This is a genomic window from Vibrio coralliilyticus ATCC BAA-450 (assembly GCF_000176135.1).
GTDB classification, from domain to species: domain Bacteria; phylum Pseudomonadota; class Gammaproteobacteria; order Enterobacterales; family Vibrionaceae; genus Vibrio; species Vibrio coralliilyticus.
This window is the reverse complement of the sequence record NZ_ACZN01000018.1, coordinates 641,392-657,600: the sequence shown is the minus strand read 5'-3', so window position 1 is coordinate 657,600 and position 16,209 is coordinate 641,392. Positions and strand designations below refer to the sequence as shown.

Sequence of the window (16,209 nt, the reverse complement as noted above, 5' to 3'; positions counted from 1 at the left end):
CAGAGATCACAGAGAGGGAACGATATGACCAAGATTGCTATCGAACACGATCGTCAACTCGATGCCATCGTGCTGGGACGAGCTGGTGTGGATCTCTACGCGCGCGAACTGAATACTGATATTCAGGATATTTCTGGATTCAACAAGTTCGTGGGTGGCTCTGCAGCTAACATTGCGGTTGCGGTAAACAAGCTCGGAGGCAAAGTCGGTTTCATTGGCTGTGTGGCCAAAGACTCGTTTGGTGATTACGTCAAACACTATATGAGTGGTTTGAGGATCAATCTGAACGGCATGATGACGGATGATTCTGGCTCACGGACTTCAGTTGCATTCACCGAGATGAAACCTTCCGACTGCGACGTGCTGATTTATCGTAACAATGCGTCAGATTTGACGCTCAAACCAGAGCAAATTGACGCTGACTATATTGCCAGCTCTAAGGTGTTGATTGTCACAGGAACGGCGTTGGCACAAAGCCCAAGCCGAGAGGCGACGTTGCTTGCGATGCAGTATGCAAGATCCAGCGGCACCTTGGTGGTACTGGATGTAGATTACCGCCCATATTCATGGCGCACAGACGTCGACGCGTCTATCTATTTTGGTATTGCATCTCAACTGTCAGACATCGTGATCGGTAACCGTGAAGAGTTCGACATGATGGAAACCGTTGTCGCACCGGGTAATAAAGATGATGACGCGACCGCGCAGCGGTTCCTGACTGGCTCAACTCAGGTCGTCATCATCAAAGCCGGAGAACTCGGCTCAAAAGTCTATGGCCGCGATGGCAGTTACTTCGAGCAGGGGATTTTCCCAGTCGAAGTGACCAAGCCATTTGGTTCGGGTGACTCTTTCGCTGGCGGTGTCATCTGGACACTGGTCAATGGCGGTGAGCTGGAGCAAGCGGTCAAACATGGCTCTGCGGCTGCAGCGATCAATGTGAGTGGCACCAGCTGTACGGAAGCCATGCCAACCAGAGAAGCGCTGTTTAATTTTATTGAGACCAGAGAACAACGTTAAGTGTCGGAATGCCACTAGCGTCTTAGGTCTTGCCGGGCCAGTGTGATCAATAATGATCACCGACTACCTACCATCGTGGTCCGGCTTTCTTTTGGTCAGTCAGTATTAAAGGAAGAACAATGGGAAAGCATATTCCACCTTTTGATAACCACAATGAAGCGATTATTGATGTCAATGATGACACTACGCCGTTGTGTTATTTCAATCACGTTCGCCTTGCTCAGGGTGAAACGTTCGATTACATGTTAGACGACTACGAAACGGTTGTCGTTCTGGCTGGAGGCACTTGTAGTGTAACTGTCACTGAACAAAACGGGCAAACGCACGCTTTCGACAATATTGGTCAGCGTGAATCAGTCTGGACCGGAAACCCTGAATCCGTCTATGTGCCTGTGGGTATGACAGCCAAGCTTGAGTGTGTCAGTGACCATGCGGATATCATGATCGCAGGTGGCCGATTTGAAGAGACACTGTCTCCGTTCTGCGTTCGTCAAAACGATGTCGACATCGTTCAATACGGCTCAGACGATACAAAAACACACCGTAAGATCAAGCATGTACTAGGGCAGAGCAATGCGGACAAGCGTGGTCGCCTATTGGTGAGTGAGTTGTTTACGGTTGGCGCTGGTGGTTGGTCGGGTTTCCCCCCACATAAACACGATGAAGACCGCGTTAAAGAAGATGGCAGCAAAGAAACCCTTTATGAAGAGGTGTATCAGTTCCGCTTTAATCCGGACTTCGGATTCGGTGCTCAGTTTCTGTATGAACATGAGGACGACTTTGGTCCGGTTTACCACGTGCGTACTGGCTCTGTCATAGCGATAGACAAAGGCTATCACCCGAGTGTTGCTGCCCCTGGGTACGAAATGTATTACTTCACGATCATCGTGGGTAAGACATCTAAGTCACTGATTCAACACTTCGATCCGCATCATGAGTATCAGGTTGAAACTATTCCGGGCATCAAGGACATGATCGCCAAATTCAAATAGGGAGCTTTTATGCTGGTTAATTTAAAGGATTTGCTGCCGGAAGCGGCGGCAGGGGATTTTGCTGTTCCTTGTTTTAACGTTTTTGGCTATGAAGACGCCAAAGCCGTTGTTGAAGCGACTGAGGAAACCAATCGTTCGGTTATTCTGGCGTGCAACAAAGACGTGGTGGATTTTTACGGTGTTGAAACTGCGGCATCCATGTTTCTCAATCTCGCGAAGCAGAGCAGTGCACCAGTTTGTTTGCATCTTGACCACACTTACGAGGAAGAGATTGTTTTCCGTGCACTCAAAGCTGGCTTTAGCTCAGTTATGTTTGATGGCTCGCAATTAACATTGGATGAGAACATCCGTCGTACGCGTAATGTCGCGCGTGTTGCTCATGCTTTGGGAGCGAGTGTTGAAGGTGAAATCGGATCAGTGCCTTATGAAGAAGGTCGTGATCACATTAAGTCGATATACACCAGTCCACAAGATGCTCAGCGATTTGCTGAAGAAAGTGAAGCGGATTGTGTCGCGATATCGGTCGGCAATATTCACCGCCTTACTCAGCCTGTCTGCGAGATAGATTTTGGCTTACTTGACCAAATTGCTGCGCAAGTTGATATTCCACTGGTGATTCACGGCACCAGCGGTATTCGTGAAGTGGACATGCTCAAGCTTAAGCAGAGCCGCGTCGCCAAATTTAACATAGGCACTTGCTTGAGGCAGGCATTTGGTCATGGACTGCGCGACTTGCTCAATCAGGAGCCGGATAAGTTCGATCGCTTGTACTTTATGCAGAAAGTCATACCTGCGGTAAGACAAGAAGCAATCCGAAATTTTGAAATTCTGGCTTAAAGTATTTCCAGAATAGATAGCTTGATGTATTCAGTTGTGCACCAATCAGTTATTATTTGAATTAGAAAAGCTTTTCGAGGAGAAGTGCAGGGTATGACAGTGGAAAACAGCCAGTTGGAATTGGTTCCTGCGGATTTAGATACACTACGTGATCGCGTGGTAAAGCGCTACGATAGGCTCAGCCAGCGTTTACAGCAGGTAGCGGATTTTGTGATGGCCCAGCCCATGCTGGTGGCCGTCGAAACTATGGCGACCATTGCCGAGCAAGCGAACGTGCCGCTCTCTACTCTGAGCCGTTTTGCCAATACTATGGGTTTCTCAGGCTTTAGCCAGATGCAGGCGTTGTTCCGCGAGCAGTACCTGAATCGCCCGCGTGATTATAAAGAGCGTGTGCGACAGGCTCGTGAGCACGATGATATGGCATCGGACTCGCCAGCGGCAGTGTTCCAAGACTTTGGCCATGCCAATGTTGAAGCTATTGAGCAGTTACAAATAGCCGTTTCTCCACAAAAACTCGAAAAAGCGGTCTCTCTGCTTGATGAAGCAGAAACCATCTACATTCAAGGCATGCGCCGCGCTTATCCGGTTGCATTCTATCTCTGGTACGCACTGATGAAGTCAGACAATAACGTGGTCTTAATCGATGATCATGGTGGTATGCTGAAACCTCTGACAAAGCGTATGAACAAAAAAGATGTCCTGTTGTGTGTGACATTCACACCTTACGCGCCGGAAACCAGTGAATTGGTGGAAAATGCGCACGAGAAGCAGGTGCCTATCGTTGCTATTACCGACAACCAAATGACGGAAAATGGCAGCAAGTACGATGTTTGTTTTGAAGTGAAGGAAGGGGAAGTCATGGGCTTCCGCTCGCTCAGTAGCTCCATGTATCTGGCACAAACTCTGGCAGTCAGCCTGATGTGTCGGGAAATCGGTTAATTCTCACTTAATCGAAGGGCCACTATCCACTGTGTGGCCCAAAATCTTTCAGACTCCCAATAAGGAGCTCTTATGCGTTTTGCTCTTCATGGCATGTGCTCGTTGCACAATAACATCCTGTCCGATATTCGCTTGGCCAAAGAAACCGGATATCAGGGATTAGAAATCCACACGGAAAAACTCTGGCGTTATATTCATGCTGGATTTACCGCTGAGCAGTTTAAATCTCGCCTTGACCAGTTTGGTATCACGCCCAGTGCGATCGATATTATTGGTGGTGTTGAAACAACCGACAAAAGCCAGCAGAAAACCTTGTGGAAAGAGACAGAAACCTTGTGTCAGTTTGCAGCCGATATTGGTGCGCCAACCATTCAGCTTAACGCCTTTGAAGGGCTGAACGGGCTCAGCGTCGAAGACAATATTCAACTGACGGCACGAAACATACGTTCCATTGCCGATATTGGCCGAGATTTTGGCATTCGCTTTCAATACGAAGGTGCGGCATGGACACCCATCGCTAAACTCAGTGATTGCCTCAAATTGCATGATGCGGTGGCTAGAGACAATTTTGGTTTCGTGCTTGATACCTGGCATTTCTGGGCCTGCCGCGGCGCATCACCAGAAGAGTTCGCCTCGTTGGATTCATCTCTCATTTATAACGTCCATATTTCCGATGGCAAACGTCCTGAACCTAATCAAGAATGGCCTGACGAAAGACTACTGCGCGGTTATTTACCTGGTGATGGCGATATCCCGCTCGAGGAATATCTTAATGCTATTCGTGCCACTGGCTACGACGGATTTTATTCCGGCGAGTTCCTAAATGATCAACTGTGGGAACATGATCATCATGATGTCGCATCCGCGATGTTAGAGCGTATGAAGGGCTTACTTTTATCTGGCTAGTCGTTTCAGTATTTGAGCCACCTTTGGCTATTTGTTACTCAGTCCACAAAATGAATATTTCAAACTAAAATATTGGTGAAATAATTATTTCATTTGATAGTGTAATGGAAAATTCGTTTTATTGTGAAGAATGGAGTGTCTCGCAATGTCGTATCTGCTTTCCAAATATCAGCCCGATGGCGCACAAGGGCTTGTGCAGTCTATTACGCCGCAATCGGCAGGCTGGCAATACGTTGGCTTTAAGGTTTACGAGTTGAACGCTGGTGATTCGATACAACTGGATGCTAATGAGGATGAGCTCTGCTTGGTATTGGTTGCTGGCAAAGCGACCATTTCTACCGATAGCCAGAGTTTTGAAAACATCGGTCAGCGTATGTCTCCGTTTGAGAAAACCAAACCTTACGCTGTGTATGTGGCACCAAAAGAAGCTGTGCAGGTTGTGGCAAATACACAGCTAGAGCTGGCCGTATGTCAGGCGCCGGGGAAGGGAAACTTTCCAACTCGCTTGATCGCTCCGCAAGATATTGATGCGGAACATCGCGGTCAGGGACAGAATCAGCGCTATGTGCACAATATTCTTCCTGATGACAAAGAAGCAGATAGCTTGTTAGTGGTTGAGGTGTACACCGATGAAGGCTGCACCAGTTCGTATCCGAGTCATAAACACGATCAAGATGCAGAGCCTGAGGAAACTTATCTCGAAGAAACCTACTACCACCGACTAGACCCTGAGCAGGGGTTCTGTATGCAGCGCGTCTATACAGATGATCGTGAGCTGGATGAGTGTATGGCTGTTTACAACAAAGACGTTGTTATGGTGCCAAAAGGTTACCACCCAGTGGCGACAATGGCGGGTTATAACAGCTACTACCTCAATGTGATGGCTGGCCCAACTCGAAAATGGTTGTTCACATGGGAAAAAGACCACGCTTGGATTAATTCTGAGCAATACGCAAAGAGTTCAGATACTGAGTGATTAGCCTGAGTAAGAACTTATATCGCTAAAGTTTGAGCGTACATAAGCGCTCCTGAAAAGTGCGTCACCCCCAATCACGCACATTTATGCCCACTGAGATATGCCAGTGGGCCTCTTTCCTACCTAATCTGTAAGGAGTACAGAATGTTTAATATCGCACTGTTTGGAGCAGGGCGGATTGGACAAGTGCATGCTGTTAACATTGCCAATCACCCGGAAACCCGTTTGTTTTCTGTCATCGACCCCTATGACGTTAATGCCAATATGCTGTGTCAGCAGTATGGCGCTAAGCGACAGAGTATCGAAGAAGCAATGCAAGACAGTGAGATTGATGCGGTGTGTATTTGTTCTGCAACGGATACACACGCAGATTTGATCGAACTGGCGGCAAAAGCAGGGAAAGCCATTTTCTGTGAGAAACCGATCGATCTTGATTTGAGCCGAGTCAGAGACTGTTTAGCGGTGGTTAAGCAGCATCAAGTACCGATGCTAGTCGGTTTTAACCGACGTTACGACCCTCAATTCAGAACACTGAAAAACAAATTGAATCAGGGAGCAATTGGTGAGCCTGCGACACTGACCATAACGTCTCGTGATCCAGAACCACCGGGCGCTGATTATGTGAAGGTGTCTGGAGGCATGTTCCGCGACATGACGATTCACGACTTAGACATGGCGCGTTTTATTCTTGGGGAAGACCCTGTTTCCATTACAGCGCATGGCAGTTGTAAAGTGAACCCGGAAATCGGAGCTGCGGGTGATATCGACACTGGTGTTTTGGTGTTGGAATTTCCTTCCGGTGCAATGGCAACGATCCAGAACAGCCGCCGTTCAGGCTATGGTTACGATCAGCGTATCGAGCTTCATGGTGAGCTTGGCATGCTTCAGGCAGCGAACCAAAATGAAAACTTGGTTAGCCAGCTTAGCGACCAGGGCAGGCAATCAGCCAAGCCAATGCATTTCTTCCTAGAGCGATACAAAGACGCTTACATCGCGGAATGGCAACACTTTGTTGATGTGCTCAATGGCGCTGAGCCTGAGTGTTCAGGTGATGATGGCGAATATGCACTCAGACTGGCTGATGCGGCGCTGGAATCACTGCGTAGCAAAAAGACCGTTTCACTATAAGAAATTCAACCGGAAGCCCATTTAGGTTTCCGGTTCGTTTTACCTTGTTAGCAAACGTCGCTGGTTTCTTTGTGAACGTTAGCGGTTTGGTAGCCCGTTGGTGCTGACAGAAGTGTCTGCTTGATGGCGACCACATCATGTTCGTTGCAGTTACGTTCAAGCTCGCTTAAGACTAACGCCATCTCCTGCCAATTAAGCTTCTCTTCCATGGCCGTCATTATTTTGTGATGGCAGGTTTCTTCTACATTTCCGCCAATCAGTAACTCTTCATACAGTTTCTCGCCCGGACGGAGGCCAATGAACTGGATAGCAATTTCATCGTGATGCGTGTTGCCCAGTAAACCTTCTTTCTTACCCGATAATTGAATCATCTTACGTGCCAGCTCAACGATCTTGACCGGCTCGCCCATATCCAGCACAAACACCTGTCCATTGTGGCCCATAGCGCTGGCTTGAATGACCAGTTCCGCTGCTTCTTGAGTAAGCATGAAATAGCGGACGATTTCCGGATGTGTAATAGTGATTGGGCCGCCTGCTTCGATCTGCTTTTTGAACAGTGGAACAACCGAACCCGATGAACCAAGGACATTGCCAAATCGGACAATGGTAAAGGTAGTCGCGGTTTTTTTGTCTGCTAAAGCTTGCAGAACTAACTCAGCCAGTCGTTTACTGGCGCCCATAATATTGGTCGGCCTGACTGCCTTATCCGTGGAGATAAGGGTAAAGTTTTCTACTTTGGCCTCAATCGCGGCTTGAGCACACGATAACGTACCAAACACATTGTTCTGGATGCCCGCGATGATATTGTCTTCGACCAATGGAACATGCTTATAGGCGGCGGTGTGGTAGATGGTGTCCACTTTGTGGTTTTTCATGAGCGTTATCAGGCGTTGCTCGGTTTGGACTGAGCCCAGTATTGGAATAATCTTTACTGTGCCTGTGCTGTTTTTCGCACCGCCGCTTAACTCTTGATCAATTTGATAGAGGTTATATTCATTCAGCTCAAACAGAATCAGGCTTTTGGGGTTTTGCTTGAGCACTTGTCGGCACAATTCCGAGCCAATCGAGCCGCCAGCGCCTGTCACCATGACATTCTTGCCGGTAATGTTTTTTGCCAGTAGCTGCTGGTTTGAAGTGATCGCCTCACGCCCGAGTAAAGCGGCGATGTTCAGGCTAGGATCATTCATTGGAGGCGAATGCTTTACGATAATAGGCTCTTGCTGCCCTCCGGTTCTAAGGTCTAGTTTGGCAACGCCTTCAGCAGACATCGCCGCAGGTTGTAATGGCTCTCTGCTTGAAATATCACATACACTTGTCATGGTCGCTTCCTGATTTCACTCAATAGCAATGATTTATGCCCGATAATGTTAAAAAGGTTCTGGGCGGCTCATTGGGTTGATTGCCCTGATTAACTGACGCTCCGGACGATGTCTTCCCAGCTCTCCGCCAACATACGTTCTGTAATCGGTAACTGGTGCTTATCGTGGATGTAATGGCAGTTGTTATGTGTCGCTTCCGACCCAGCAGTTTCTGCTTTGGGGTGTGGGATGTGGTAGGCCTTGGCATCCAACAGTAGCGTAAACTTATGTCCGGCGTTAAATAGCCTCAGCCCCAGCTCGACATCTTCGCCGCCCCAATGGGTAAAGTTCTCATCAAAACCGCCGGCTTCAACAAAATCAGAGGTTTTAGCAAATAGGTGTCCACCCCAGAAAAACAGCCACGGATGAGTGTCGAAGCCTCTCATATGCCCGATTTGATTGAGCAGTTGCTGGCGGCAATCTAAATTCGAATCTTGTTGCGTCAAAGAGTCAAACAACGTGTTGAAATCGTTGCTATCGAGTAACTGAGAGAAGGTATTGTTTGCGACGAAATGCTCTTCAAAACCGTGGCAGAATCCAATCTGGATGTGATCTGGGTTTCTTTCCATTTCGGCAAGGTGTATTTGTAGTGCGTGTTGTTCAAGAACTACGCCGCTATCCAAATAAAATAGATATTCGCCAACCGCTTGCTGACTGCCAAGGTTGCGTGCGCTCGCCGCTCTGAATCCTAAATCGGGCTGAAAGCAGTAACCGATGTTCAGCCGAGAAGCAAAGCTTTTGACCATCTGTTCGGTATTGTCTGACGACCCATCATCAGCAACGATGACTTCGAAGCACTCGGTTTGCAACGACTGTTGGCAAAGTGATTCGAGCGTCTTCTCTAGAAGGTTAGCGCAGTTGTAAGTCGGAATAATGATACTGATTAACATGCTGTTTTCCTAAAGTGATGCGTATTGAGGTGTGTGCTGATGCTTGGCAAGCTTTAAGGCCGCAATACCAATGACTAAGCCGCTGGCGGCGACGAAATACATGCCGCTGGTCAGGCCAAAATGCGTGGCGATGAAACCGATAGTCGGTGGGCCCGCTAAACCGCCAATGGAACCAAAGGTGGAAATTAGCGATAAACACCCGGGGCCAATGGCAGCCGCTGAAGCGTAAATGATGGGTGAAACCAAAGAGACGGTTAAGCCGACAATAGCGAATGATATCCATGAAGCGTAAAGCCCAGACAGCCACACGCCTGTTGCAAGTGAAAAGCTGACGATAAGTCCGGCAAAGGCAATCAGGATGGCGTCGTTGTATTGTGAGCGCAGGCTGTCAGCAAAGAGTCGGCCAATGAACATCGCAGCGGAGAACACCAAGACACCCGAAGGGGCGAGCGACGGGCTAACGTCAATCACATCTTTGAGATAAATCGCGCTCCAATCATTCATTGAGCCCTCGATGATGGTTGCACTCAGGACTATGATGCCAAGCACTAAGGTTGTTTTGTTGATCAGTTCTGGTTCAGGCTGTTTGTCGTCTGAATCGGATGTTCGGCACTGCTCCGAGGTTCGATAAGCAACGGCAAACAACATCAAAAGCGATACACAAATGACGGCGCCATGAACAATCAGTTCGGACGAAACAAAGCGAATCAGACCCATTGAAATCAAAGCCGCTGCCGCCAATCCTAAGCTGAACACGGCATGCAAGCGGGACATGCATTTAATGTCGTGTTTACGTTCGATGTCACTGCCGTAAGTGTTAATCGCGGCGTTAAGCCCTGCGCAGCATATGCCCTCAATAAACATCAAAACCAAACCTAAGTGATAGGAAGTGTTGTTCATGATTAAAGGGAGCAAACAAGCGGCAATACTTCCTAGTAGCAGTGCCATTTTTCGCGCACCTACATGGCGCAGTAGCCAGATGGTGAGCGGAAAAGCGGAGATCGCACCAAGACTTGTCGCGAGAAGGAAAAAACCGAGTTCCATGTCGGTAATGCTCATGGCGATTTTCAAGTCCGCGAGTCGCGATGCCCAACTGCCAATGTTCAAGCCTAACGCAAAGAACAGCCACAGAGCGGGCATAGTAACCGCCAACCAACTTGGCTGCCGTGAGTGACTTGGCTTTACCATGACTCTAGTCCTACCAATTTTCTGCCCAGAGGAGTGAGTTCAAGCGGTGTAAAGGGTTCAGGATCGAGCTGACCGCGCCAGCCACGTAGCCACGCTGGTGGACGAGCGTTTTGGTAGCAATTCACGCGCTCTTCTCGTGATTGGTACAGCACTGGGGGCACGTGCTCTTGGCTGTCGGCTTTGTACATAGCAATAAACTGAACAAGGCGAGGGTTGAGATGGTGAGTACAAACGTTGCCATGCGGTAAACGGCTGTCAAAGATAACTAAACTGCCAGCAGGGGCATCTATCTTCGTGACGTCTTGCTCGGTGAAAGGGTAGACATCCTCCAGATACAATCCATTAATCGTGAACTGATCAAACAGGCTTGGATCGTGGAACGTGTTGTCGATAATCTGGCGATACACTTGTGGTAGACCACCAAACGCACCTTGTTCTTTTTCTGTATCAGTCAGGTAGATCAATCCCTGGTAGACAGGAATATCCATTTGACGGAAATCATAATCCCAATGCATTCGATTCGAATCATTGCCATATTGCGGTAGGTCATAACGGCACGGTGGTTTAAAAGAAGCGCGATCCATGGTGACCCACAATTGTTCTTCGTTTAGAAGCTGAGCGAAGGCCTGATAAACGTCTGGATGTTGACGAACCTGCCAAAATGCTGGGTGATGATGCATCGGGACGGAACCCGTGTCATTGATTGGGTCCTGTTTGTACCAGGTGTCTCTATTGTTGAGGTCGACTTCCATAAAAGAGCAGATCGCTTCTATGGATGACTGGCATAACTCCTGCGGGACAATGGACTCGATAACGGTATAACCTTGTTCTGCAAGCTGCGCTCGTTTCTCATCCCAGTAGCGGGTATTTTTACTATCCATGATTGCCTCCTTGAACTTCTGCCAATACGTCGAGTAGTGTTGATGCACATTTTTCAATGTGCTCTGCATTCCAGGTTGGGTGGAGGTGCAGGTTGAGTGTGCGCTTAGAAAGCGAATACGCCATTGGGCATATCTGATTGTCATACTGAACCGATTGAGGGTCGGTGTATTCGCTTGAGTGAAATGGGAAGTTGGCTTTACCGAAACCAATCAAATCGGTGTAGGCTTTTTCACGGTATGCTTCAGGCCACAGCACTTTGGTTACCGGAATTCCTTTCTCGACCAGCTTCTTGTAGACGGACTCTGTGCGTTGCTCATCAAATGACTGGTCGAAAACAATTGGGAATAGCCAGTAAGCATTTTGTCTGTCTGGTGTATCGAGCGGCAGGCTTTCAATGTATTGGCACTGAGATAAACATTCGCGATAAATGAAGGCATTTTTGCGTCGGTTGAGTAGGTTCCAGTCGTCAAAACGCTTCAGCTCATTGAGACCGATAATCGACTGAATTTCGGTCATTCGATAGTTGTAGCCAACACGGTGATGGATGTATTTTTCCTTTTCTTCCATCTCCAGTAACGCCAGCTTGTGTTTAACGTCGAAACCATGATCTCTAAACGAGCGACATTCCCACGCTAGGCTCTCGTCATTGGTGGTAATCATTCCACCTTCACCACCGGTGGTGAAATGCTTGCTTTGACAAAAGCTAAAGGCCGCTGCATGCCCCAATGTACCGACTTTCTGGCCGTAATATTGGCCACCAATGCACTGCGCGGCATCTTCAATCACCTTAATTTGATAGCGTTCAGCGATCTCCATAATTGGCTGCATATCGCAGACCACACCATACAAGTGAACGACGATAATCGCGCGGGTACGCTTAGTCACCAAAGCTTCAATTTTGTCCGGATTGATTGTGTGATCGGCGCTTACATCACAGAAAATCGGGATGGCACCAGCCTGTAAAACCGCATAGGAAGAGGCGATAAAACTGTAAGAGGGCACGATGATTTCATCGCCCGGGCCAATATCCATCGCACTAATGATGGTGTGTAGAGCAGAGGTACCAGACGAGCAACTGATGGCAAACTCAGAGCCACACCACTTCGCAAAGGCGTCTTCGAATTCTCGCCCTTTGTTTCCAGTCCAGTAATTGACCTCACCAGACTTCAGTGGCTCTATAACATCTCGAAGAGAATCGGGGTGAAATGCGGGCCACTTGGGGAATGTTGTTGTGTGTTGCTCATTCATAATGCTTTCTCTGTAATGTGTTGATATTCGGTGTTGCCAATAGAAGAGCTGCGATTGAGCAGCTGGATAATTTGATTGATGATTCTGTTCATGCCGTTGCTCAGATCGAATGTCTGGAGTCGGTTGGAGATAGTGCGCCTTAGCTGATTGTTGGTGGCGAGTTGTAAGATCTGACGTTCAATAACAGAATGATCCACCAGTTGGCCATTTCCGCAGTATGGAAAAAGGGCATCTCGATAGAAGGTATGGAGGCACTCTCTCGCATTAGCCGAGATCACCACGGTAGGTAAGCGCATAAAAGCGGCTTCAAAGACAGTTCGGCAATTGGCGGTAATCGCCATGTCCACCTGAGCCATCAGCGGTGCGATGTCCTGGCCGATAAACACTTCCGCGTTAAGTGATTTTTTCTGTATGAATCGCATGACTTCTTTTGGCTGTTGATAAGAGCCGCCTAAAGCGATGACATAGTTCAATTGGCAGAGGTAGTCGTTGCGGGCGATGACTTCCAAGGTTTTTTGGGTTAGATTGCTTGGGTCTTCGCCACCAAAAGTCAGCAGAATGCTACGTACCGAAGGGCTTAAGGTGTTGCTGATTTTTCGGTGGAGAAAAAACTCTTTTCTTATATCAACATAATCATGGCCAGACAGCTCTTGGCCCAGACCGGTTTTCGGATAGACGGCATTAATGACGCAGTCTGCATGTATTCCACCAGTGCCGAGATCCTCAAAATTGATGATTGGAGTGTTGAGCTTTTTCAGCGTACTCACATACGCTTCGGATGTATTGAGGACATCATTAATAATCAGATCAGGCTTTGCTTGGGCGATGATGTTCAATAAGTCGTCGTCGCTTGCCGCTAGTTGGTATTGTGAGATGTTTTTTTGCTCGCAAAAGGATAAACCAAGGGAGCTATTTGGAGTCAGTACAAACTTGGATTCAATGAAACTGGGTAAGGATTGCGCAATCGTCCATGCACGGTAGCAGTGCCCAAGACCTTTTCCTTTTTCTCCTTTGATGACAAAAACCACTTTGTTTAGCCGCGGTAGCCGAGTATCAATACGCTTGTTGAGGTTTTCAGTGACGTAGCTGTCCATAGTTTGGTCCCATTTCTAAGTCGTGGAGATGGATGTGGTTTAATTTCGCGACAAAAAATAACATCAAGACACTAGCATTTATTTGATAACATTGAATTAACATTTGTGGAAAGAAAATCACAAATGAGCATTTTTTATTCTTAATTAGTCTTATTTATGCAGTATTTAAAGCATTTTTATTAGAGTTAATACTCTTTGTTATTACTTTTTCTTAAGATATTTAGTGGTGAGAAATAACCAGTTGATATGAATCGTAATGCTTAATAAGTTGATGGTTGAAGCTGACAAACTGGTTTTATGTTGGCAAGAATCGCTAGGGTTTGGTGAATCGTTTGATACCAACATTTCCAAGTGATTTAGCTTTACTGTTTGTTGTTACTCGAAACAACAAACAAGATATATTGATAAGTAACGGAAATAGGTCTTAACTCATACAGATAGAAAAAATTGATAACCCAGAGTTATCTTGGCTAGGAAATAAAATGAAACTGTTGATTGTAGACGACTCGCCCACGATCGCTGCGCTGATAGAAAGCTTTATGGAGCAGCGATTTGCTGACAAGTTTGAAGTAGAAATTTGTACTCATAGTTCAGAGGTCCCTCAGCTCTTGGCTGAAAATCACTTTGATGTTGTTTTGACCGATGTGTTTATGCCGGAAATGGATGGTTACGAGGTGATACAGCACCTTAAGAGTCATCATCCGGATACTGCGGTTATTGCTATGTCGAGTGGCTATACACATGCCTCTGCGGAAAGCAGCCTGCAGGCTGCCAAGTTTTTAGGTGCAGTAACGTCTATAAACAAAAACAATCTCAGCAGTGATCTAGAAAGGGTGTTTGCGACCTTTTAGATCTTATCTTTTGTTTGGCACTATCCGCTTCACCGTATTGCAACGTTTGAACGAAGCTGGTTATAATTCGCGCATCACATTACTAGGAGCCAATGCCTAAATGAACAGCTAACTTCCTGACATCCAATATAAACAATACTTTGGACACTCGGGGTTAGTGGGCGTTGCCGCAATCTTAGTACATTTCTAAAATCCACCAATGGTGGTTCTTTCCAGTTTATCTGGATTATCTCGGCATTTTATACGCTCGGCCATATCACCGCACAATGGCGACCCCTTTTTGAATAAAAAAGGAGGCGATATGCCTGCATTAATTGCATCTCAAATTTCACATCAGCTCGAAACGGGTGAATGGTTATTCCGTTCGATCAATCTATCGTTGAATCATCGTATTACTGGCCTAACTGGAAAAAATGGTAGTGGTAAGTCGGTGTTGCTTTCCATCTTGACGGGGGACTGCTTGCCTGACGCTGGCAATGTCGAACGTCAAGGGAGGATTGCTACGTACTCTCAGCTACCTTCAGAGTTGTTAGTCAGTGATATGACCATTGCGCAATACCTTGGCATCGATGACAAACGTCAGGCTCTGAGAGCGATAGAGCAAGGAAGCACGCGGCAGGAAGATTTTGACCGCCTTAGCGATGACTGGGAGGTAGAGCAGCGAGCAATCGAGCTTATGGCTCAGTTGAGCATTGCGCTGTCATTGGACGACTTTTGTTACCACCTGAGTGGAGGGCAATTGGCTAAGCTGCAGCTTTATCATCTGTTTGAACAAAGCCCGGATATTTTGTTGCTTGATGAGCCAACTAATCATCTCGATACCCAAGGAAAGCAGTGGTTGATAAATAAACTCAAAGCATTCCCCGGTAAGATTCTATTGGTCAGTCATGATAGAGCGTTACTACGTTGTGCGGATGTTGTCTGTCACCTCTCATCATTAGGTTTGAAAAGCTATCGAGGTGGCTATGATGAATTCCAGCGCCAATATAACGTAGAGAAACAGGCTTTAAGCAGCAAGATTGACAACCTCAAATCAGAAAAGAAGAAGATTGAGCGTCAGATCCAGCTCAATGCCGAAAAAGCCCAGCAGCGAGAGGCGATGGGCAATCGCGCAAGAAGATCAGGCAGTCAACCAAAGATTCTTATGGACGCGATGAAAGACAGCGCGCAAGTCACTCGCTCTGCTGCTATCACGAATCAAAATAATCAGTTGAAGCGGAACCAACACAAGCTGGAGACGTTAAAGAGCCGGCAGGAAGACGGGAAGGAGCAGAGTTTTTATCTTGCCCATACTAAAGTGGACAAGAGACACAATCTGGCTTCTATTGCGGATTTCAGCGTAGATAAAAGTCGTTGGCAAACCGTGAGCATAAGAGTGGAAACACAGGATCGGATACACCTATCTGGCAATAATGGCTGTGGGAAATCGACTTTATTGAAAGCACTGAGTTCACCAGCGGGAAGGCTTGTACAAGGGATTATATGTAATGTAAAGACTGTCTATCTTGATCAACATTTTAGTTTGCTTTGTCCGAATATGAGTATGTTGGATACGTTACGCAATTCTTGCCCCAAGCTGGCAGAGAGTGACGCTCGGACTTTGTTAGCTGGAGTTGGCTTTCGCAGAGACAGTGTTTACAAGATGGTCTCAGCGCTGAGTGGTGGAGAAAAAATGAAGCTAGCGGTATTAATGGTGAGCCACCAATCTTGTTCGCCGTTACTTTTGCTTGATGAACCAGACAATCATCTCGATATCGATTCAAAGCAACGGCTGGCGGAAGCACTATCTACGTACCCAGGCCCTTTTATTTTGGTCAGTCATGATGAAGATTTTGTCGATGAAGCCGGAATCAACAAAACGTTAGAAATTAAAGCCGTGTAAGGCAGGTAGGGGCACACTGTG

The 16,209-nt window shown here is 47.1% G+C and carries 14 protein-coding genes and 1 pseudogene; 9 read left to right on the top strand and 6 right to left on the bottom strand.

Translation table 11 applies throughout. From position 1 onward, the window contains the following. Positions 1–24: 24 nt before the first annotated feature. The 7 genes from iolC to iolG all read left to right on the top strand — a co-directional run bounded on the left by iolC (position 25) and on the right by iolG (position 6,795). The gene (iolC, locus tag VIC_RS22355) at positions 25–1,017 is read left to right on the top strand and encodes a 5-dehydro-2-deoxygluconokinase (RefSeq protein WP_006962645.1); all 993 of its coding nucleotides are present in this window, start codon (positions 25–27) and stop codon (positions 1,015–1,017) included. A 119-nt stretch (positions 1,018–1,136) separates the two neighbouring features. Next, a complete protein-coding gene (locus VIC_RS22350; protein ID WP_006962643.1) occupies positions 1,137–2,009 on the top strand; it encodes a 5-deoxy-glucuronate isomerase in 873 nt (290 codons plus the stop codon). 9 nt (positions 2,010–2,018) lie between these two features. Next, positions 2,019–2,846 carry a class II fructose-bisphosphate aldolase gene (locus VIC_RS22345; RefSeq protein WP_006962641.1) on the top strand — a complete coding sequence of 276 codons (828 nt, stop codon included), beginning with the start codon at positions 2,019–2,021 and terminating at the stop codon, positions 2,844–2,846. A gap of 93 nt (positions 2,847–2,939) precedes the next feature. Then, positions 2,940–3,785 carry a MurR/RpiR family transcriptional regulator gene (locus tag VIC_RS22340; protein ID WP_006962640.1) on the top strand — a complete coding sequence of 282 codons (846 nt, stop codon included), beginning with the start codon at positions 2,940–2,942 and terminating at the stop codon, positions 3,783–3,785. A gap of 72 nt (positions 3,786–3,857) precedes the next feature. Then, entirely contained in the window at positions 3,858–4,691 is an 834-nt protein-coding gene (locus VIC_RS22335; RefSeq protein ID WP_006962639.1) for a sugar phosphate isomerase/epimerase family protein, read from the top strand. A 145-nt stretch (positions 4,692–4,836) separates the two neighbouring features. Further along, a complete protein-coding gene (iolB, locus tag VIC_RS22330) occupies positions 4,837–5,667 on the top strand; it encodes a 5-deoxy-glucuronate isomerase (RefSeq protein ID WP_006962638.1) in 831 nt (276 codons plus the stop codon). A gap of 144 nt (positions 5,668–5,811) precedes the next feature. Beyond that, a complete protein-coding gene (gene iolG / locus VIC_RS22325) occupies positions 5,812–6,795 on the top strand; it encodes an inositol 2-dehydrogenase (protein WP_006962637.1) in 984 nt (327 codons plus the stop codon). Positions 6,796–6,842: 47 nt separating this feature from the next. Here iolG and VIC_RS22320 read toward each other — a convergent pair. The 6 genes and pseudogenes from VIC_RS22320 to VIC_RS22295 form a co-directional block, all read right to left on the bottom strand. Further along, positions 6,843–8,009 (bottom strand): annotated as a pseudogene (locus VIC_RS22320) (UDP-N-acetylglucosamine 4,6-dehydratase family protein); the annotation flags it as partial. Positions 8,010–8,203: 194 nt separating this feature from the next. Then, the gene (locus VIC_RS22315; RefSeq protein ID WP_006962635.1) at positions 8,204–9,043 is read right to left on the bottom strand and encodes a glycosyltransferase; all 840 of its coding nucleotides are present in this window, start codon (positions 9,041–9,043) and stop codon (positions 8,204–8,206) included. A 9-nt stretch (positions 9,044–9,052) separates the two neighbouring features. Continuing rightward, complete coding sequence (locus tag VIC_RS22310) at positions 9,053–10,231, bottom strand: MFS transporter (RefSeq protein WP_039952518.1); 1,179 nt, start codon at positions 10,229–10,231, stop codon at positions 9,053–9,055. Next, positions 10,225–11,112 (bottom strand): phytanoyl-CoA dioxygenase family protein, encoded by an 888-nt coding sequence (locus VIC_RS22305; RefSeq protein WP_006962633.1) that lies wholly within the window; start codon positions 11,110–11,112, stop codon positions 10,225–10,227. Before VIC_RS22305 ends, VIC_RS22310 begins: the two co-directional genes overlap by 7 nt. Further along, on the bottom strand, positions 11,105–12,361 hold the full coding sequence (locus VIC_RS22300) for a DegT/DnrJ/EryC1/StrS family aminotransferase (RefSeq protein WP_006962632.1): 1,257 nt from the start codon (positions 12,359–12,361) through the stop codon (positions 11,105–11,107). Before VIC_RS22300 ends, VIC_RS22305 begins: the two co-directional genes overlap by 8 nt. Then, positions 12,358–13,455 (bottom strand): PseG/SpsG family protein, encoded by a 1,098-nt coding sequence (locus VIC_RS22295; protein WP_006962631.1) that lies wholly within the window; start codon positions 13,453–13,455, stop codon positions 12,358–12,360. Before VIC_RS22295 ends, VIC_RS22300 begins: the two co-directional genes overlap by 4 nt. 482 nt (positions 13,456–13,937) lie before the next feature. On the opposite strand from VIC_RS22295, the gene VIC_RS22290 reads away from it, so the two are divergent. Further along, entirely contained in the window at positions 13,938–14,306 is a 369-nt protein-coding gene (locus VIC_RS22290) for a response regulator (protein ID WP_006962629.1), read from the top strand. 301 nt (positions 14,307–14,607) lie between these two features. Then, on the top strand, positions 14,608–16,188 hold the full coding sequence (locus VIC_RS22285) for an ATP-binding cassette domain-containing protein (RefSeq protein ID WP_006962628.1): 1,581 nt from the start codon (positions 14,608–14,610) through the stop codon (positions 16,186–16,188). The last annotated feature ends 21 nt before the right edge of the window (positions 16,189–16,209 follow it).